17 protein-coding genes are annotated in these 18142 nt (G+C 63.5%); 10 read left to right on the forward strand and 7 right to left on the reverse strand.

What is annotated here, in order from left to right:
* Positions 1 to 107 precede the first annotated feature (107 nt).
* Together AC4DF4_RS00425 and hprK are read right to left on the reverse strand one after the other, a co-directional pair.
* A complete protein-coding gene (locus AC4DF4_RS00425) occupies positions 108 to 329 on the reverse strand; it encodes a hypothetical protein (protein WP_490046130.1) in 222 nt (73 codons plus the stop codon).
* A 24-nt stretch (positions 330 to 353) separates the two neighbouring features.
* The gene (gene hprK / locus AC4DF4_RS00430; protein ID WP_490046131.1) at positions 354 to 1307 is read right to left on the reverse strand and encodes an HPr(Ser) kinase/phosphatase; all 954 of its coding nucleotides are present in this window, start codon (positions 1305 to 1307) and stop codon (positions 354 to 356) included.
* 107 nt (positions 1308 to 1414) lie between these two features.
* On the opposite strand from hprK, the gene AC4DF4_RS00435 reads away from it, so the two are divergent.
* The 8 genes from AC4DF4_RS00435 (at position 1415) to AC4DF4_RS00470 (ending at position 11019) form a co-directional block, all read left to right on the forward strand.
* The gene (locus AC4DF4_RS00435; protein WP_490046132.1) at positions 1415 to 1690 is read left to right on the forward strand and encodes an FmdB family zinc ribbon protein; all 276 of its coding nucleotides are present in this window, start codon (positions 1415 to 1417) and stop codon (positions 1688 to 1690) included.
* Between the two features lie 55 nt (positions 1691 to 1745).
* Positions 1746 to 2444, forward strand: coding sequence for a hypothetical protein (locus AC4DF4_RS00440; protein WP_490046133.1), 699 nt, complete (start codon positions 1746 to 1748; stop codon positions 2442 to 2444).
* 6 nt (positions 2445 to 2450) lie between these two features.
* Positions 2451 to 3827: a hypothetical protein gene (locus tag AC4DF4_RS00445; RefSeq protein ID WP_490046134.1), complete on the forward strand. Its 1377-nt coding sequence runs from the start codon at positions 2451 to 2453 to the stop codon at positions 3825 to 3827.
* Between the two features lie 56 nt (positions 3828 to 3883).
* Positions 3884 to 4393, forward strand: a complete 510-nt coding sequence (locus AC4DF4_RS00450; protein ID WP_490046135.1) for a peroxiredoxin — start codon at positions 3884 to 3886, stop codon at positions 4391 to 4393.
* Positions 4394 to 4495: 102 nt separating this feature from the next.
* Positions 4496 to 7753, forward strand: coding sequence for a DUF1553 domain-containing protein (locus AC4DF4_RS00455; protein ID WP_490046136.1), 3258 nt, complete (start codon positions 4496 to 4498; stop codon positions 7751 to 7753).
* Positions 7754 to 7759: 6 nt separating this feature from the next.
* Positions 7760 to 9223, forward strand: coding sequence for a DUF1501 domain-containing protein (locus tag AC4DF4_RS00460; protein WP_490046137.1), 1464 nt, complete (start codon positions 7760 to 7762; stop codon positions 9221 to 9223).
* 89 nt (positions 9224 to 9312) lie between these two features.
* Positions 9313 to 10449, forward strand: a complete 1137-nt coding sequence (locus AC4DF4_RS00465; RefSeq protein ID WP_490046138.1) for a hypothetical protein — start codon at positions 9313 to 9315, stop codon at positions 10447 to 10449.
* 279 nt (positions 10450 to 10728) lie between these two features.
* Positions 10729 to 11019 carry a hypothetical protein gene (locus AC4DF4_RS00470; protein WP_490046139.1) on the forward strand — a complete coding sequence of 97 codons (291 nt, stop codon included), beginning with the start codon at positions 10729 to 10731 and terminating at the stop codon, positions 11017 to 11019.
* Positions 11020 to 11409: 390 nt separating this feature from the next.
* Here AC4DF4_RS00470 and AC4DF4_RS00475 read toward each other — a convergent pair whose 3' ends face one another.
* Positions 11410 to 12285, reverse strand: a complete 876-nt coding sequence (locus tag AC4DF4_RS00475; RefSeq protein ID WP_490046140.1) for a YicC/YloC family endoribonuclease — start codon at positions 12283 to 12285, stop codon at positions 11410 to 11412.
* A gap of 86 nt (positions 12286 to 12371) precedes the next feature.
* Between AC4DF4_RS00475 and mnmA the strand changes: the two genes are divergently transcribed.
* Both mnmA and AC4DF4_RS00485 read left to right on the forward strand, forming a co-directional pair.
* A complete protein-coding gene (gene mnmA, locus AC4DF4_RS00480) occupies positions 12372 to 13475 on the forward strand; it encodes a tRNA 2-thiouridine(34) synthase MnmA (RefSeq protein WP_490046141.1) in 1104 nt (367 codons plus the stop codon).
* Positions 13476 to 13627: 152 nt separating this feature from the next.
* Positions 13628 to 14650 (forward strand): GNAT family N-acetyltransferase, encoded by a 1023-nt coding sequence (locus tag AC4DF4_RS00485; RefSeq protein WP_490046142.1) that lies wholly within the window; start codon positions 13628 to 13630, stop codon positions 14648 to 14650.
* A gap of 16 nt (positions 14651 to 14666) precedes the next feature.
* Here the strand turns inward: AC4DF4_RS00485 and AC4DF4_RS00490 are convergent, their stop codons facing one another.
* The 4 genes from AC4DF4_RS00490 to AC4DF4_RS00505 all read right to left on the reverse strand — a co-directional run bounded on the left by AC4DF4_RS00490 (position 14667) and on the right by AC4DF4_RS00505 (position 18115).
* Positions 14667 to 15431: an Hsp33 family molecular chaperone HslO gene (locus tag AC4DF4_RS00490; protein ID WP_490046143.1), complete on the reverse strand. Its 765-nt coding sequence runs from the start codon at positions 15429 to 15431 to the stop codon at positions 14667 to 14669.
* A 194-nt stretch (positions 15432 to 15625) separates the two neighbouring features.
* Entirely contained in the window at positions 15626 to 15805 is a 180-nt protein-coding gene (locus AC4DF4_RS00495; protein ID WP_490046198.1) for a hypothetical protein, read from the reverse strand.
* 245 nt (positions 15806 to 16050) lie between these two features.
* Positions 16051 to 16980, reverse strand: a complete 930-nt coding sequence (locus AC4DF4_RS00500; RefSeq protein ID WP_490046144.1) for a WCX domain-containing protein — start codon at positions 16978 to 16980, stop codon at positions 16051 to 16053.
* Positions 16973 to 18115 carry a DUF2779 domain-containing protein gene (locus AC4DF4_RS00505; RefSeq protein WP_490046145.1) on the reverse strand — a complete coding sequence of 381 codons (1143 nt, stop codon included), beginning with the start codon at positions 18113 to 18115 and terminating at the stop codon, positions 16973 to 16975. The genes AC4DF4_RS00500 and AC4DF4_RS00505 overlap by 8 nt, the downstream gene beginning before the upstream one ends.
* Between the last annotated feature and the right edge of the window lie 27 nt (positions 18116 to 18142).

Genomic DNA, 18142 nt, shown 5'->3' on the forward strand with positions numbered 1-18142 from the left:
CAACAACTGGATCGAGAACGGCATCCGCCCCACCGCCATCGGCAAAAAGAACTGGCTCTTCATCGGCGGCGAGGCCACCGGCCAGCGCAGCGCCATCATCTACACCCTCATCGAGTGCGCCCGCCGTAACCGCCGCCGGGACAGATCACGATGGCGGCACCGGTCGCTGTTTCGGGTGCGGGGAGAAAGGCGGTGAGAGTCGGTTTGTCGTCATCCTTGTCGCCGAGGGCGCCGGGCGCGCCTTCCGGCCAGAGGGGCAGGGGAGCGAGCGGCGCGGCATGGAGGGCGGCGGCGAGGAGCGATAGAAAAAGTGGTGTGAGAAGGCCCATGGCGTGGGTGGTTTTTAGGGTGAATCACTTGCCGCCGGACATGTGGCTGAGCAGCTTCTGGTTGAACTCGTCGGCCATGTTGTAGCCGAGGCGGCGGAGCTGCTGGTCGAGCGCGGCGATGGTGACCATCCGCGCGGTGTCGCGGCCGGGGCCGACGGGGACTTCCACGTGGACGACGTGCTGGCCGAGGATCTCGTAGGTTTTCTGTTGGAGCCCGACGCGGTCCACCTCGTTGAGGTCGGCCTGCGGCTTGAGCGTGACGACGAGGTCGAGCCGCTTGTCCGGGCGGATCGAGGCGAGGCCGTAGAGGTTGGCCACGTTGATGATGCCGATGCCGCGGATTTCCATGTAGCCGCGGGAGAGGTCCGGCGAGGTCGCCACCAGTTCGCCGCCGACGTATTTGATGCGGACCATGTCGTCGGCGACGAGCGAGGCGCCGCGCTCTAGCAGGCCGATGGCGGTTTCGGATTTCCCCGAGCCGCTCTTGCCGACGATGAGGACGCCGACGCCGCGCATGTCCACCATGCAGCCGTGCATGGTGACGCTGGGGGCGAATTCATGTTCGAGCCGGATGGTGGCGGCGTTGAGGAAATTCATGGTGACCTGGGAGGTGCCGAGGACCGGGATGCCGTGCTCGAGCGCCACGACGGTCAGGTTGGCGTCGAGCTTGGAGCCGCGCGCCACGACGATGCACGGGATGTCGCGGTCGCACATCCGGCGGAAGCGGTCGACGCGCATCGGCTCGGGGAGTTTTTTCAAATACGAGAGCTCGGAGTTGCCGAGCACCTGCACGCGTTTCTTGGCGAAGTAGGAGAAAAATCCGGCGAGCGCGAGGCCCGGGCGGTTCATGGCCGGCTCGCTGATCAGGCGGTCGAGGCCGACGCGCTCGCCATGCAGCGTCAGTCCGAGCGCGGCGGCATGGGCTTCGAAGAATTTCTCGACGGAAATCGAGGCGACGGTCTTGACGCGGGGAGGCATGGCGGCGACTCAACCAGATCGGACCGCCCACGGCACGCGAAATCCGCCCCCAATCCACGCGGGGGTTGCGCGGCAGGCGGAACGTGTTACAAGACGCGCCAAGGACCATGCCAAACTACGATTACGAATGTGAAAAATGCGGGAAGCGCTTCGAGATCTTTCAAAGCATGAACGACGCGAAACTCACCGACTGCCCGCAGCCCGGCTGCGGCGGCAAGGTGAAGCGCCTGCTGGGCACCGGCGGCGGCATCATTTTCAAAGGCGCGGGATTCTACCAGACCGACTACCGCTCCTCGTCCTACCAGGCCGGAGCCAAGGCGGACGGGGCGGCGAGCGCGCCACCGCCGGCCGCACCCGCCGCCGCGGCGAAGTCCGCGGAATGACGCTTTCCGAAGGGAGGCTTTGCAAGTCGCCCGGGCCGTGCTAAGCACCCAGCCGATGGCCGAACCTAAAAAGCCCAAATCCGGCGGCGGATGTCTCTCCAAGCTGCTTTTCCTGATCCTGCTGGTGCCCTGCATCGGCCTCGGCGCGGCGGTGTTTTGCGTTGTCCAGCCACAGGACTTGACCGATCTCGGCGGCTACGGACCGGCGGCCGCCAAGCCCGGAACCGAGCGGGAAATGAAGGCGGTTTTGAAAAACGCGATCGACCGCGGCTATCCCGTCACCCTCTCGGAGACCGAAATCAACCAATGGCTCGCCCGCACGCTGGTGGCCAAGCAGGGCGGGTTTCTGGAAGGAAAAGTCAACCTCAACCGCGTCTGGGTGCGCCTCGAAGACGGCCGCGCCGAAGTGGTGATGGAGCGCGATTTCCTAGGCAGTCCGTTCACCGTCTCGATGTATCTGCAAGTCGCCCGGATGGCAGGCCCGAAAGGCACCAGCACCGAGATCCAAATGCACGGCGGGCCCTATCACGAGGATTTTCCCAACCCGCCGCGGGGCGGACGCTTCGGGAAACTCGTGGTGCCGCAAGGCTTCCTGCTGTTGGTCATGCCCGCTTACGAGAAGCTAGCGGCGGCGTTTCCCGAGGAAATCGGGCTCGCGTTCCGCGAGATGGCCCGCATCACCATTGAGAACGACCGCCTCGTTCTCGACCCTCGCGAGCCGATGGGACAACAAGGCATGCCGAAGGTTTTCTAATTGGAAATGACCCGCCGTTTTCTGTTTCTGGGATTCCTCTTCACCGCGCTGACGCTCGCGGAGGAAATCCCCCGCGCCGTGCAAGTCGTCGAGCCGCCGGAGCCGCTCAAGCTCGATGGCATGGACCGCGTGATCAGCCGCACCAAGCAGTTCCGCGTCTCCGGCGGAGAACCCCAGGACCGCACCACCGTCGCCCAGCTCGCCGAGGACGCGAAGGACGAACTGCTGCGCCTGACCGAGGAAAAGGACGTATGGAAAGTCCCGGTCACCATCGATCTGCACGGGAAATCCGGCGACCCCATGCCGCTACGGACCGTGGCGATCCAGATTCTTGTTAGCGATGTCGGCTACGGTCTGCGGCTCGACGTCCACCTCAGTCGCGGCATCGAGCACGAGCGCTTCAAGCACGCCGTGACCTCCGCGCTCATTTACGAGCGCGCTCTCCGCGGACTGCCGGCGCAGGAAGCCGACAGCCGGTTTTTCGTGCCGCCCTGGCTGGCGGACGGCCTCCGCGAGGCCACTGCCTGGCGGCTCAACCAGAGCGACCGGCGGCTTTACGAGGCGCTTTTCAAAACCGGCGGCCTCTTCAAAATCGACGAGCTCTTCGCCCTCGACGAGCGAGGCTTCGAGGAAATGGACGCCGCGATGCGCGCGGCCTTCCGGGTCTCCGCCGGCTCGCTCGTGATGGCGCTGCTCCAGCAGCCGCAGGGCAAGGAAGGCTTCCGCGCGTTCCTCACCGACGTCGCCGCTTTCGAAGGGGAGGCACCCGCCCTGCTCCGCAAACATTTCCCCGAGCTCAACCTGTCCGAGACCAGCCTCTCGAAATGGTGGGCGCTCCAGCTGGCTAACATCGGCGACCGGAATCTCGCCACCGACATCCTCACTATCGCCCAGACCGAGACCGCGCTCAACGAGGCGCTGCGGCTCAATTTCCGCACCGCGGAAGGCATCCTCCAACAGAAGGAGCTCAGCGCCTGGCCCGAGCTCGCCGCGCTTCCCGAGCCTGAGCGCGTCGGCGCGGTCAGGCTCGCCCAGGACGCCCTCGTCCGCCTCAGCTACCGCTGCTTCCCGTCATACCGCCCGCTCCTCGCCGACTATCAGATCGTCCTCGGCGCCCTCGTGAAAAACAAAACCGGCGGAGTCGCCAACCAGCTAACCGCCCTCGACGAGCGGCGCGCCACCATGAGTGCCAAGGCCAAGCGTGCCCGCGATTACCTCGATTGGTTCGAAATCACCCGCGCCCGCGAGACCAGCGGTGCCTTCGACGACTACATGCGCCTCAAGGACCGCCTCAAGACCAACCCGCACCGCCGCACCGACGACCTCTCGAAATATCTCGACCGCATGGACGCCATTTTCAGCCGTGGGGCGGATCCGCCGTGACGCCGAAATCACAACTCGCGGTTGCCATTTCCAAATCCGGTGCAAGGGTCGCACCGATGAAACGAATCAGCCAGATCCTCACCGCCGTTTCCACCAGCCTCTTCGCCACCAACGCGCTCGCCGAGCCGCTCGCCGTGGGCTCGCCGATCCCCGTCGTGGAGCAGAAAAACCAGGACGGCCAAGTGGTGAAACTCGCCGAAGCCGCGGCCAAGGGCTTCACCCTCGTCTATTTCTACCCGAAAGCCGACACCCCCGGCTGCACCAAGCAGGCATGCAGCCTGCGCGATTCCTACGCCGCGCTGACCGACAAGGGCGTGAAAATCTTCGGCGTGAGCGCCGACAAGGTGCCCGCCCAAAAAGCCTTCAAGGACAAATACAAGCTGCCCTTCGACCTGCTCGCCGATGCCGACGCCAAAGTCATCGACGCCTTCGGAGTGCCGAAAACCCTCGGCTTCGCCAAGCGCCAGGCCTTCCTCTTCAAGGACGGCAAACTCGTCTGGAGCGACACCAGCGCCTCCACCGAGAAGCAGGCCGAGGACGTGCTGAAATTCCTCGCCACTCAGTAAACCAAGGTGTCCCGACTGTCTCAGTCGGGCCGGAAAGCAAAAATCCTGGCGGGACCGCAAATTTTGAAAGAATCCCGGCGGTTCCGGCGTCTACCTAACTGAATGAAAAATCGTTTCCGCTCTCTCGCCGCGCTTGGCCTTCTCGTGACCGGTTTCTTGGTGGGCTGCGATTCCTCGTCTTCGAAAGTTTCGAGTTCGCCGGCACCCGCTGAAGAGCTCGCGGCACCGGTGGTCAAGGAGCCCGTGAAAGTGTCCCTGCCGGAGAAAGTTTCCTTCAACGAGCACATCCAGCCCGTCCTTTCCGAGTATTGCTACCACTGCCACGGCCCGGATTCCGGGACGCGTGAGCCCAAGAAAGCGCCGCTGCGGCTCGACCGGGTGGAGGACGCGTTCGTCCCCCGCGAGGATGGCAAACCCGTGATCCTCAAGGGAAATCCGGCGGAGTCCATGCTCGTGAAGCGCCTTCACGAAAAGGACCTCGACTCGATCATGCCGCCGCCGAAGAGTCACAAGACGATGGCTCCGCGGGAAATCGCCTTGCTCGAGCGCTGGATCGAACAAGGCGCGGAGTATGAGCCGCACTGGGCGTTCGCGCAGGTCAAGAAGCCGGAGCCACCCGCCGCCGGTGCGAGCTGGGCGGCCAATCCCATCGACCGCTTCATCGCCGAAAAACTCGATGAAGCCGGTCTGAAAGCCAATCCGCCGGAAGATCCCGCACGCTTTTACCGCCGCCTGCACCTCGACCTGACCGGCCTGCCGCCCACGCCGGAAGCGATCGAGGCTTTCAAAAAATCCGCTGCCGGAAATCCACAGGCGGCCGTCGAGGCCGCCGCCGACCAATTGCTCGCGACCCCCGGCAGCGCCGAGCATTTCGCCCGCCACTGGCTCGACGCCGCCCGCTACGCGGACACCCACGGCATCCACATCGATAACTACCGCGCCATCTGGCCCTACCGCGACTGGGTGATCCGCGCCTTCCAGGCGAACATGCCGTGGGACCAGTTCACCACCGAGCAAATCGCCGGCGACCTGCTGCCTGACCGCTCGCTCGACCAGCTCGTCGCCACCGGTTTCTCCCGTTGCCTCGCCACCACCGGCGAGGGCGGCGCGATCGCCGATGAATACGATGCGATCTACGCCAAGGACCGCGTCGAGACCGTCTCCGCGATCTGGCTCGGCCTGACCACCGGCTGCGCGGCCTGCCACGACCACAAGTTCGATCCGGTCTCGACCAAGGAGTTCTATTCCCTAACCGCCTTCTTCCGGAACACCCCGATGTCGGCACTCGACGGCAACAAGGCGGAACATCCGCCCAACGTCTTCGTGCCTCTGATGGAAGACCGGCAGCGCTGGGGTGCCCTCGCCAGCGGGATTTCCGACCTGGAGAAACAACTGACCGCCCGTGGCGGTGCGGCGCGCCCGGAGTTCGCCACCTGGCTCGCCGCCGCCGCCATCGAGCCCGCGCGCGAGATCGACTCCACGCTGGCGATCCACCTGCCACTCAATGAAGCGGACGGCCCGTTGCGCGGTCTGGTCGATGGGAAACCGCGCGAATGGCCGACCACGCTTGAGCGGATCGATGCTCCTCTCGGAAAAGCCCCGGTCGTCAGTGGCGAGCCCGTGGAGCTCGGTAACATCGGAAGTTTCTCACGAGCCGACCGCGTCACTTTCGGCGGCTTCCTCCGGGTGGAGGGCAAGCCGACCGGTGCCGTCATCGCCCGCATGAATCCCGCGGAGGCATTCCGCGGCTGGGATCTCTATTTGGAGGGCGGCAGGCCCGCCTATCATGTCATCGATTCCTGGGACAAGTCGGCTAACAAAGTCCTCGCGGACGCGACATTGACCTCCGGCAAGTGGCAGCACGTCATGGTCACCTTTGACGGATCCATTTCCGGCCATCAGGCCAGCACGATTTACATCGATGGGAAAAAAGCCGGATCGAAAACCTATCCGAACACCGTCGGAGGAAACATCGAGACTTCCGTGCCCTTGAGGCTGGGATCTCGCCACGGCGGGGATTCGAAACTCAACGGCAAGGTCGCCCTCCAGGATTTCCGTTTCTATCGGCGTATGCTTTCCGGTGACGAGATTGCAAAGCTGGCGAAGAACATCGAGCTCCAGCACATCGTCTCCCTACCTCCGGAAAAGCGCAGCAAGGAACAGCTCGAGTCGGTCTTTCAATACTTCCTCGCCAATATCGATGCTCCATCCCGCGAGATGCGTGCCCGTCTGGATGGGTTGAAGACCGAGCAAGCTGCCCTGCGTGCCCGCGGGTCCGTCTCGCTCGTCATGGAGGAAAAAAAGGAGGAGCCCTTCGCCCACGTCCTGATCCGCGGCGGCTACGCCGACAAGGGGGAAAAAGTCACTCCCACCACTCCCGCTGTGCTGCTGCCGATGGCGGCCGACGCGCCGAAGAACCGCCTCGGCCTCGCCCGCTGGCTCAATGATCCGGCCAACCCGCTGCCCGCCCGCGTGGTCATGAACCGCGCCTGGTATCATGTCTTCGGTGCCGGAATCGTCGCCACCAACTCCGACTTCGGCATCATGGGTGCCCGCCCGAGCCATCCGAAAATGCTCGATTGGCTCGCCGCCGAGTTCGTGGACTCCAAGTGGAACTACCGCCACATGATCAAGCTGATGGTCACCTCCGCCGCCTATCGCCAGTCCGGCGTGGTCACGCCCGAGAAGCTGGAGAAAGATCCGTCTAACCGGCTTCTCGCCCGCGGCCCGCGCCATCGCCTCGATGCCGAGCAGATCCGCGATCTCGCCCTTGCCTCCTCAGGCCTGCTCGTCGCGAAAACCGGCGGCCCCTCGGTGAAGCCCTATCAGCCGGAAGGCATCTGGGAGGCGGTCGCCATGCCGCAGTCGAACACCAAGACCTATCGCCAGGACAGCGGCGAGTCGCTCTACCGGCGCTCGCTCTACACGATGTGGAAACGCACCGCCGCGCCGCCGTCGATGGAGATTTTCAACGCGCCGACCCGCGAGGTCACCTGCGTCCAGCGCGATGTCACCAACACGCCGCTGCAAGCGCTCGTGCTGATGAACGACCCGCAGTTTGTCGAGACATCGCGCGAACTGGCGTCTAACGCGATGAAGGCTGCGGCGGATTTCGACGCCCGCCTGGACTTCATCACCGCGCGTCTCGCCGGAAGAACCTTGGATGCGGAAGAGCGCCAGATCGCCCGGAAATCGCTCGATTCGGCACTGGCGGCATTCCGCGCCCAGACCGAAGATGCCAAGAAACTGATTTCCACCGGGGCCACGCCGCCGCGCAAGGACGCGGATGTTCCGGAACTCGCCGCCTGGACGCTTGTCGCCAGCCAAATCCTCAATCTCGACGAAACCATCACCCGCTAGACCGCCATGACACCCTTGGAATCCCACAACGCCGCCTACAGCCGCCGCCAGTTTTTCCGCAAGTCCGGCACCGGCCTCGGCATGGCCGCGCTCGCCACCCTGCTCGGCCAGCGCGGCATCTCCGCAGCGGATAGCCTCGCCGGCATTCAGAACATGCTGCCGCAAATCGCCCCCAAGGCGAAGCGGGTGATCTACATCTCGCTCATCGGCGCGCCGTCGCAGCTCGACCTGTTCGACTACAAGCCGGACTTGAAAAAGCGCTTCAAGGAGGATCTCAACGGCTGGCTGAAAGAACAGGGCCAGCGACTCACCGGCATGACCTCCGGCCAGGCGAGCTTCCCGCTGGCACCCTCGATTTTCAATTTCCAACAGCACGGCCAGTCCGGCGCATGGGTCAGCGAACTGCTGCCGTGGACCGCGAAAATGGTGGACGACCTCTGCATCATCAAGTCGATGCACACCGATGCGATCAACCACGAGCCCGCCAACCAGTTGATCTGCACCGGCTCGATGCAGTCGGGAAAAGCGTCGCTCGGCTCATGGCTTTCCTACGGCCTTGGTTCGATGAACGAGGAGCTGCCGTCCTTCGTCGTGCTGCACGCCACACACACCTCGCCCTTCGCGAACGTGCAGGCGATTTCCTCGCGGCTCTGGGGCTCCGGTTATCTGGCAGGCAAACACGCCGGCGTGGCGCTCCGCTCGCTTGGCGATCCCGTGCTTTTCCTCAAGGACACGGCCGGAATCTCGCGCGAAACCCGCCGCAACATGCTCGACGGCTTGAATGACTTGAACCGCCGCTCGTTCTCTGCGATCCGCGATCCGGAGATCGAGAACCGCATCCAGCAGTATGAAATGGCGTTCCGGATGCAGGCCTCCGTGCCGGAACTCACCGACCTTTCCGGCGAGCCAGAGAGCACCTATCAACTCTACGGCGACGACAGCAAAAAGCGCGGCACCTTCGCGAACTCCGCGATCATGGCCCGCCGTCTCGCCGAGCGCGGCGTGCGCTTCGTGCAGATTTTCCACCGCGGCTGGGACCAGCACGGCGATCTTCCGCGCGACCTCGCCTCGCAGTGCAAGGACGTGGACCAAGGTTGCTACGGCCTGATCCAGGACTTGAAACAGCGCGGCATGCTCGAAGACACGCTCGTCGTCTGGGGCGGCGAATTCGGACGCACAATCTACTCGCAGGGCAATCTGAGCGAGACCAACTACGGTCGCGACCACCATCCGCGCTGTTTCAGCATCTGGATGGCCGGCGGCGGCATCAAGGGTGGCCAGGTTTACGGCGAAACCGACGAGATGTCCTACAACATCGTCAAGGACCCCGTCCACATCCGCGATCTCCACGCGACCATGCTTCACGCCCTCGGAATTGAACACGAACGACTTAGCTTCAAGTTCCAAGGCCTCGACCAGCGCCTCACCGGCGTGGATCCGGCCAAGGTCGTGAAGGACTGGTTCGTCTGACGCCGTGGGCCCGGCTGGAAAGGAAGATGGGTGCCAGGATTTGCTGGATTCTGCGATTCCTCGTTTGTGTTGGTGCGGGTAATGACCGCGTGGACAAGGGACTGGCTATTTTCGATGAAAACAAGGATCTGATTCCTGATATCGTGATCGACGGCAAGCCGACGACGCCCGCACTTCCCGCCAAGGCCGACTTCGATGGCATCCTGACGCTGACCTATCCGGAAACGGCCGGCATGGTGGCGACGCGCACTCTCTATCCCTCGATGACCAAGGCCTTGGTGCTCGATGAATGGCACTTGCGCAATACCAGCGAAAAGCCGGTGACGGTCTCGGTGAAGCCCCCCCGCATCGAAAAGCGCGAGGGCGAAAAGGCAGTCATGATTTGGCAATCGCAGGCGGTCGAGACCACCACGATCGCACCCAAAGGCGTGCTTGCCTTCCACTCCAGCATCCACGCGCGTCTAGCAGGCGAGCCGGATCTTGTGACGGATCCGGCCACCGAGCGCGCCGCACGCCAGGCGCTGGTGGCTGCGGCATGGAACGGCCCGGGTCGATTGGAAACCCCGGACCGCGATCTCAATGCTGCTTATGCCTTGCAGAAGTTTCATGTGCTGGAAACTCCGATCGAAACCCACAATGGCGTCATCACCCACAACGGCAGCCTCACCTACTCCCCCGGCATCTGGGCCAATGATCCGGTCGAATACTCCAGCCCGCTGTTTCCATTTTTCGGTGACCCGGAGCTAAACAAAGCGAGCATGCAAATGTATCGAATCTGGCTCGATCACTGCCTCGAGCATGGCATCGATCCCTTCCCGGGCTCCTTCGAACATGCCGCGTTGAAACTCACGCAAAAATGGCGCGGCGATGATGCGATGGTGCTTTATGGTTTGGCGAAATTTCTGTTATTCCAAGGCGACCGCGCCGCCGCCGAAGAGATGTGGCCGCTCATCGAGTTCAGCGCGGGATCGGTGCAACGAAACACGAGGGCCGATGGCATCGTCGCCACCGGTCTGGAATCGTTCGAGTGCACCCCGTGGCTGCCCAAGGACTGGCCACGCATGGCCTTGCGCGACGTCCGGGCCTTCGGTAGATCCTGGGATCTGGTGCTTGCTAGGGCAGGGGACTTGCAGAAAGTCACCGTGAGCAGCCAAGGTCGGAATATTCTATCGAAAACCGGGCCGGCCGGGAAAACCTACCGGGTGAACCTGGCCCATGCCAAGTGAATCAACGGAATCCCGCTTGATGTTGCCTCGTGGCTTGGCTATCAGAAGGCCATCACTCCGCCACGCGAAGCCGCGCCGACAACTTCGGAGCAACCACAAAACCCTCCACGATCTAACTGAATAAGGCGTGGGTTTCGTCGTCCGCATCAAGCAGGCCACCCACCTGGAGATCCTCGGGGAAATCGCCGTGAGCGAGGAGGGGAAGCGGTCGGGATCCTCTCCCTGTTGCTACAGCGGCAGACCGGTCGGCGTCCGACCAAGCGGATGATCGCAACAAAATTGCTCAAAAGCTTCAAGGGTGACAACATCGACCTCGATGCCATCGCCGGAGACCAATGCAAGAAGTGCCGCCTCGTGGCCATGCGCGCGGACCCGAAAGTCTCGGCGGCCCGGCGGGCCGAATGTCGTAAGAAAGCCGGGGACTGCGGCAAAAATCCCTGCCCTAAAGGGCTCCTCCGCGACGGCTGGCACCTCATGCTAACCAATCTGAGCCGAGAGCAGGCCGACGTGATCCAGCTCGCCGCGATCTACCGCGCCCGCTGGGCGGTGGAAATCCAGTTCCGCGCATAACTCTACGACCTCCTGGCCGTGCGACTGATCAAAGCCCGCGATCTGGCAGAGTTAGACGCATTCGATCCCGACCCGAGGCACGTCGCACGGGACAAGCGAACCCGGAAATCCCCCGTAGAATCAGGCATCCTGGCCTTAACCTGACGCGAATGGGTGGATGCCGCATCGGGGATGTGGTGCACGTCGTCCCCGGCGGCTTGGGCGCGCTTCCGAGCAGGGACCCGGCGCCATGAAGCCGCCGGCCGCGGGGAGCAGCAGGAATGATTTCATGGGGCGCTTTTTCGGTCCGCTGGCTGGCGGATGATTTTGAACGGAACGGAACTGGCGAGAGCTCCAGACCGTGGTCCGGGAGTCTCGCCCGGAGTTCAAATGTGTGAGCTCCTGCCTCTATCACTCGATGTTCTGCACCTGCTCGCGGATCTTCTCCAGCTCGGTCTTCGCCTCGACGATGGTCTGGGCGATCGACGCGTCGTTCGCTTTGGAGCCGATGGTGTTGAACTCGCGGAAGAGTTCCTGACAGAGGAAATCCAGCGCGCGGCCGGGCGGCTCGGCGGCGTCGAGGTATTCGCGGAATTTCGCGAAGTGCGAGTCGAGCCGGGTGATTTCCTCGCTCACGTCGCAGCGGTCGGCGAAGAGCGCGATTTCCTTGGCGACGCGCTCGTCGGCGGGATCGAGTTCGAGGCCGGCGTCGCGCAGGCGCTTGGCGAGCAGGTCGCGCTGGCGGACCGGGCGGCCGGGAGCCTCGGCGGCGATTTTTTGGGAGAAGGAAACGAGCGTGGCGAGGCGGGCGATGAAGTCGGTCTTGAGGTGCTCGCCCTCGCTGGAACGCATCGCGGCGAGCTGGGCGAGGGCGTCGGTGAGGGCTGGCTCGATGGCGTGCCACGCGACCTCGGCATCGATTTCACCGCTGCCCATCGTGATCAGGCCGGGCTGGCGGAGGTAGTCGGCCGCGGCTGGAACCACCGGGTGGCCGATGGCCTCGCTCAAGGCGGTGAAGGCGGCGGTGAAGGCCTGGGCCAGCGCCGGATCGATGCGGAAATCGGCGAGAGCGGTGTGGGCGCGCTCCAGATTGATAGCGACCTGGATGCGGCCGCGGGAAACCGTGGCGAGCACAGCCTGGCGGATGCGGGCGTCGAGTTCGTTGAGCTCGCGGGGCGCTTGCAAGACGACTTCGGCCTGCTTGCGGTTGACGGCGCTGATTTCCACGGTGGCTTGCCACACGGCCGTCGCCGCCGAGCCGCGGCCGAATCCTGTCATTGAATGCATGGCCGGAGGATGAACATCGAACATCGAACGTCCAACATTGAAGCTGGAAATTTTTCGTCCATTCAACGATCGATGTTGGACGTTCGATGTTCGATGTTCGACGCTTCCGCATGGCGAAGGTGTTGGTGGGACTCTCCGGCGGAGTGGACAGCGCGGTGGCGGCGGCGCTGCTGGTGGAGCAGGGCCACGAGGTGGCCGCGGGCTACATGAAGAACTGGATCAACGACGAGGGTATTCCCGGCGATTGCCCGTGGGAACAGGACATCGAGGACGCGCGCGCCGTGGCGAAATCGCTGGGCATCGAGTTCCGCGTCATCGACCTCATCGACTCGTATCGTGACCGGATCGTCGAGTATCTCATCGAAGGCTACCGCTCGGGCATCACGCCGAACCCGGACGTCTGGTGCAACCGCGAGATGAAATTCGGGGTGTTTCTCGACTACGCATTGGCGCAAGGATTCGAGCACGTGGCGACCGGCCACTACGCCCGCCGGCGGACCTTGAGCGACGGCACGGCCGCCATCCTGCGCGGCGCCGACCCGAACAAGGACCAAAGTTATTTCCTCTCGCTGATGACCCAGCGCCAGGCGGCGCACGCGCTTTTCCCGACCGGGGAAATGCTCAAGCCGGAAGTCCGCGAAGTCGCCCGCCGCTTCAACCTGCCGGTGGCGGAGAAGAAGGACAGCCAGGGGATCTGCTTCCTCGGCCAGGTGAAAATGAGCGATTTCCTCCGCCATTACGTCGCCGACACGCCGGGCGAAATTGTCGATCTATCCGGCAAGGTGCTCGGCGAGCATCGCGGGTTGCACCTCTACACGCTCGGCCAGCGGAAAGGCCACGGCGTCGCCTCGCCGCGCGATGGCATGGCCTACGTCGTCGTCGGCAAGGACCCGGCGAAGAACCGCCTCATTGTCGGCTGGGACACCCCGGAATCCGCGGGCCTCTACGCCACCGAATGCACCGTCGGCACGCTCACCGCGCTCAACGAACCCTTCGACACGCGCCGCCTGATTGACGCCCAGCCGCGCTACCGCGCCAAGGCCGAGCCCGCCACGTTAGAGCCGCGGGAAGGCGGCAAGATCCACCTTGAATTCCAACGCCCGCAACGCGCCATCGCCCCCGGCCAGATCTGCGCGCTCTACGAAGGCGGCAGGCTGCTAGGCGGCGGGGTTTTCGAGAGTGTGGGGTGAGGAATGCCTGTATCACGCCCCGCGCGGAATAAATTCCGCGCTCCGGCGGTCGCCGCGCTTGCGGGGATGTCGGAGTTTGGTAGGAAAAGGCCGTGGCGCAGCAAAGTGACGTTCGGGAGGTCCTCCAATACATTCCTCAATTCCGGGGGAAGGTGTTTTTCGTGCTCATCGAGGCCGGGCTCTTGCCCGAGCCGGCGGTGGCGGAAACCTTGCTGGATCTGGCGGTGCTCGAAGACCTCGGCGTGAAGCTGGTGCTCGGCGTGCTCGGCGGCGACATGAAGGATCTCTACGATTGGACGCTGGAGTGCGAGATCATGGCGGCGCGTGTTTCCCGGCCGATCACCGATCCGCTGGCGGTGCGCGAGGTTTTGGAAATCCTCGGCCGCGGCCAGTCGGCGGTGATCGACGCTTCGGCGACCGGGCCGTTGGACATTCCCGTGGTGGACTTCGCCAAGGGAATCGGCGTGGCCAAGATCATCACTCTGCTAGAAGAGGCCATTCTCATCGACGGCGCGCCAGCCCACGCCATCCGCGCGGCGGACGCGGAGGCGCTGGCCTGCCGCACCGATGCCGCCGGAGCCGCGCTGCTGCGGGCGGCGGCTGCCGCTTGCAATCGCGGCGTGCCGCGGGTGCATGTCCTGAACGGACGCCAGCAGGGCGTGCTGGTGGACGAGCTTTTCTCTAACGAAGGCGTGGGCACCATGGTCCACGCCGACAGCTACCGCTTGATCCGCAAGCTGCGCGAGGAGGATATTCCCGAGCTGTTGGGCATGATCGGCCGCTCGGTGCGCCGGACGAAACTGGTCGAGCGCACTTACGAGGACATCCAGTCGCGGATCGGGGATTTCCACGTGATGGCCATCGACGACAACGTCGTCGGCTGCGTGGCCTTGCACGAATATCCTGAAGAGCACTGCGCGGAGGTGGCTTGTTTGTATGTGAAGCAGGCGCACGAGGGCAGGGGATACGGCATCGATCTGGTCCGGCACGCGGAGGCTGTCGCCCGCGAGCGGGGAATCCCGAGGGTGTTCGCGCTGAGCAACCGGGCGGCGAATTTCTTCACCGGTAAACTCGGATACGACCCCGCCACGGTGGAGGATTTGCCGAGGGCCAGGCGCGCGCAATTCGAAGCGAGCGGGCGGGATTCCCTGGTTTTCTCGCACCGGATCGGTTAGCCGGAACACGTTCGGATCAAACGATCATCTCGCGCGTGACGCGATACTTGGCGGCGCAGCGCGGGCACTGGATGTTGATGGATTCCTCGTCGCCGAAGAGGTCGTCGAGGCGGTTCTTCCAGCCGCCGAGGATGGGCAGGATCTTGTCGATGGTGCAGCCGCAATGGAAACGGAAGCGGCGGGTTTCGAGAAGGGTGGTTTCCTCGGTCTCGGTGATTTTCGCGACCGCGGCGGCGTCGAGGGATTCGAGCCATTCGAGATCGCAATCCGGCTGGGCGGCGACGATGGCGAAATTCTCATCCTCTAACCGGAAGGCGCGCGCCGGGCGTTGCTCGGACTGCTCGTAATACTGGGACAGCCAGGCGATCGGGTCCTTGCCCTTGATTTCCAGGGTCGAGAGCCGCGGCGTGCTGTTATCCACGGTGGTCGTCTGGGCGTAGAAAAAATTCCGGTCCGGCTCGCGGACGTCCTCGGTGAAGATCCGGCCGGTGATCGCCTCGTCAAACGAGCCGCCGGTGACGAACAGATTCATCCGCGGCGCGCGCAGGTTCGCGGTCCAGGCGATGGTTTCCGCCCACGGCCGCGCCACGAGATGCAGCGCGAGCATGGCGAGCGTGTCCTTGAGCATCTGGTCGAGCTCGCCCGGCGGGCGGATGCCGTGCTGCATCAGATGCAGGTAGTAGTCCGTGTAAATCGGCGTGAACTGCCCGCGCAGCAGCAGCGCGTTGCGATGCCGGACGAAGATGGATTCGATGGTGGTGAAATCTTCAGCGGGTTGCATGGGACGAAAAGAGAAGAGCACAGCGCCGAAAGGCACGCCACACGGAAACACGCAGCGGCTCGCATTGGACTCTTTGCCCCAAAAGTAATGCCGAGACGTCCTTGGGCTTATGCCGCCACCCAGCGGTCCGGAGCTCGCCACTTTAGCGTGCTCTTCCGGAAGACAAGCTGAGGCTTGAACTCCGGGCAAGCGGTTCACGCCCCCGGCAGCTCGATGAAGCCTTCGAGTTTGCGAATCCGGGTGGGGTGGCGCATTTTTCGCAGGGCTTTGGCTTCGATCTCACGGACCCGCTCGCGTTCGGTTAGGGTGTCGGTTACGTTCTTGATCTTGTCCTTGAGCATCGAGCATTCAACGGTGTTCAAGATTGAGGTCATGAGCGGGCGTCGATTTTGGTGAGATGGGCCAAGGCGTGCGCCCGGGAAAGCGTGGAGTCCAGATGGTTTTTCAACCAGCGGATGAACTTCACGGTGCGTTGGGTGAGGCGTTGGATGCATTGCTGGAGAACGGTCAGTCCGCCTCCTCCGCGGAAATGCGTTTGGCTGCGTCGAGGTGGATGGATTCCGGGTCTGTCAGATACCGCAGAGCGACTACGCGACTGATGAACGCGGGTGTGTCCTTGTCAGCGTTTGGCGTCATCGGGGTGAATGGCGTCCGGGGGATTCATGGTTTGCAAATTCAGTTTCATTGCCTCCACTTCCTCACCCACCAGCTCCCGCAATTCTTCGGGAGCGATCACCGTGGCGGCTCCACCGAAGCCGAGCACCCAGCTCTTCACCTCCACCAACTCGGACAGCCGGAAATGCACCCGTAGCCGGTCCGGTGCCAGATCCTCCAGCCGCTGATCCTCCGCCTTCATGTCCCACGCGATCAAATACCAACATTGGTCCCGACAGATCAAACGCTGGGGAAAAACGCTCCGCGAGAAATGATGATCCTCCTCCAGTCTCCGGTAGCGGATCTCCACCACCTGTTGTTGGAGAATCGCCAGCGTCAGCTTGCCATGAATCGCATGGTTCAGGGAAATGTCGCCGGAAGGCGCGCGCTGCTGGATCACCTCGCCCAGTTCATCCCAGCGGATCTCACCGAGAGCCTCCGACCTGCGGCAAACTTTCGCCAACTCGCCGCGAATCTCCAGCGCCAGCTTCGACACTCCCAGCAGGCGCAGAGCCTCATGCACCATCGCCAGCGCCGCGACCTCCTGCGGTGCCGTGATCCGCGTCTCCGCCAGTGAAGGTTCCCGCAGGGAATACCCGGTTTTGCTAGGGTCGATCGGCCATTTTTCATGATCTCGCAGATGATCCATGCACCGCCGGACCGTCCGCTCACTGCATTCCATCCGCTCCCGGACGATGCCCCACACCCGGAACAAATCGAGAAACCACCAGACCCCGAAACCGCCGAACGTGATCAAGAAAATGAGCGTCAGCCAGACACGTCCGGCGTAGGCGTAGTGCAACCCGCAGGGAAGCAGCAGCCAGAATGCAAGCGCCGGGGACTTCTTCTTGCGGGAGAACTCCTCGGCGAATGCGAGTTGGGCCGATTCATCCATGGTGCCGAGTTTTTTCAAATCCCGTGCTGTAGGCGAAGACCGGACCTTGCACGCCGCAGTGATCGATGAGGGATCGGGCGCAGGCCAGGGAGGGATCGCCGCCGGAGAGGTCGAGGAAGCCGTGGTGTTGGAGAGAGCCGGCTTGATCGAGGATGTGGAGACTGAACTGGAAGGGGATTTGTTGGAACGGCCGCGTGCCTTTCCAGATCGGCACGGTGAACATGGCGGTTTCAAAATCCAGGAAGTAGGCGGGAAAGGCATGGGGGGCGAGGTCGGCTGCCGCGTCGAAGTAGGCTTCGCCTGATACGCATGCCTGCTTCACCCTGAGTTGCATGGCGGTGAGGAGATTGTCGGGAATCTCCCGCAGATCATCGGTGTTTTCGGCTTCCACTGCCGCACGGCGCCAACCGGATAGGTTGGGAAAGGAACTGATGGGGTATTCCGGCCCCACTTGGTCACGGTGGCAGTGGTCGCAGAAACTACAGGGATATGGAGTGGCACAGTGGGGACCGGTGGCGACGTCGGGTTCCTCGGTGAGCGCGGCGATGCCATGGGCCCCGGCGATCCAGGCGGCGACCTCATCATGGCGGGAGCTTGCCTCTTCGGTGAGGTCTTCTTCATGAAGGAGGCCGCGGTAGTCGCCGTCGCTTTGATAGAGAAACCGGTTGTCGATGTGGCCGATGGAGGCGGAGCTGAGAGGAATGCCGGCTTGGGCGGCAAGATAGGATTGCACCGCCAGGTCATCGCGTTGGTAGGATTTGACGCTGCCTGATGATTTCACCTCCACCATCTTCCAGCGGAGAGTGCCGTCCGAGCGGTCCGGTAACATGACATCGGCATAGGCGAGTGCTCCGGCTGCGGTGAGTCCGGCTTCGAAAACCGGCCCCTCGCCCTCGGCAAGTAGGATGCCGCTGCGGGCGAGAGCTTCGGGGTGGCCGAGTTCCCCGATGTCGATGGTCACGCCGGTCCGGTCGGGATCAAAAAGTTGGCGGGCGATCTCGCCGACCTGGTTGCCGATGGCAAACACGGCTGCGGAGGCGGAGTCGTCGCGGAGGTCGGGTTGGTGGATTTCCAGCCACAGGCGTTTCGAGCATTGGCGGTAGGCGAGGATCTTGGATTTGGAGAGGTTGCGCATGGGGGGAACTTAGCCGCTGAACGCGGA

Source organism: Luteolibacter sp., assembly GCF_058122085.1.

Coding starts and splice junctions, on each gene's coding strand:
- mnmA (WP_490046141.1), top strand. CDS start 12,372: ATGTTCGATGTTCGACGCTTCCGCATGGCGAAGGTGTTGGTGGGACTC.
- AC4DF4_RS00500 (WP_490046144.1), bottom strand. CDS start 16,980: ATGGATGAATCGGCCCAACTCGCATTCGCCGAGGAGTTCTCCCGCAAG.
- AC4DF4_RS00460 (WP_490046137.1), top strand. CDS start 7,760: ATGACACCCTTGGAATCCCACAACGCCGCCTACAGCCGCCGCCAGTTT.
- AC4DF4_RS00445 (WP_490046134.1), top strand. CDS start 2,451: ATGACCCGCCGTTTTCTGTTTCTGGGATTCCTCTTCACCGCGCTGACG.
- AC4DF4_RS00505 (WP_490046145.1), bottom strand. CDS start 18,115: ATGCGCAACCTCTCCAAATCCAAGATCCTCGCCTACCGCCAATGCTCG.
- AC4DF4_RS00425 (WP_490046130.1), bottom strand. CDS start 329: ATGGGCCTTCTCACACCACTTTTTCTATCGCTCCTCGCCGCCGCCCTC.
- AC4DF4_RS00435 (WP_490046132.1), top strand. CDS start 1,415: ATGCCAAACTACGATTACGAATGTGAAAAATGCGGGAAGCGCTTCGAG.
- hprK (WP_490046131.1), bottom strand. CDS start 1,307: ATGCCTCCCCGCGTCAAGACCGTCGCCTCGATTTCCGTCGAGAAATTC.
- AC4DF4_RS00440 (WP_490046133.1), top strand. CDS start 1,746: ATGGCCGAACCTAAAAAGCCCAAATCCGGCGGCGGATGTCTCTCCAAG.
- AC4DF4_RS00450 (WP_490046135.1), top strand. CDS start 3,884: ATGAAACGAATCAGCCAGATCCTCACCGCCGTTTCCACCAGCCTCTTC.
- AC4DF4_RS00455 (WP_490046136.1), top strand. CDS start 4,496: ATGAAAAATCGTTTCCGCTCTCTCGCCGCGCTTGGCCTTCTCGTGACC.
- AC4DF4_RS00475 (WP_490046140.1), bottom strand. CDS start 12,285: ATGCATTCAATGACAGGATTCGGCCGCGGCTCGGCGGCGACGGCCGTG.
- AC4DF4_RS00490 (WP_490046143.1), bottom strand. CDS start 15,431: ATGCAACCCGCTGAAGATTTCACCACCATCGAATCCATCTTCGTCCGG.
- AC4DF4_RS00495 (WP_490046198.1), bottom strand. CDS start 15,805: ATGACCTCAATCTTGAACACCGTTGAATGCTCGATGCTCAAGGACAAG.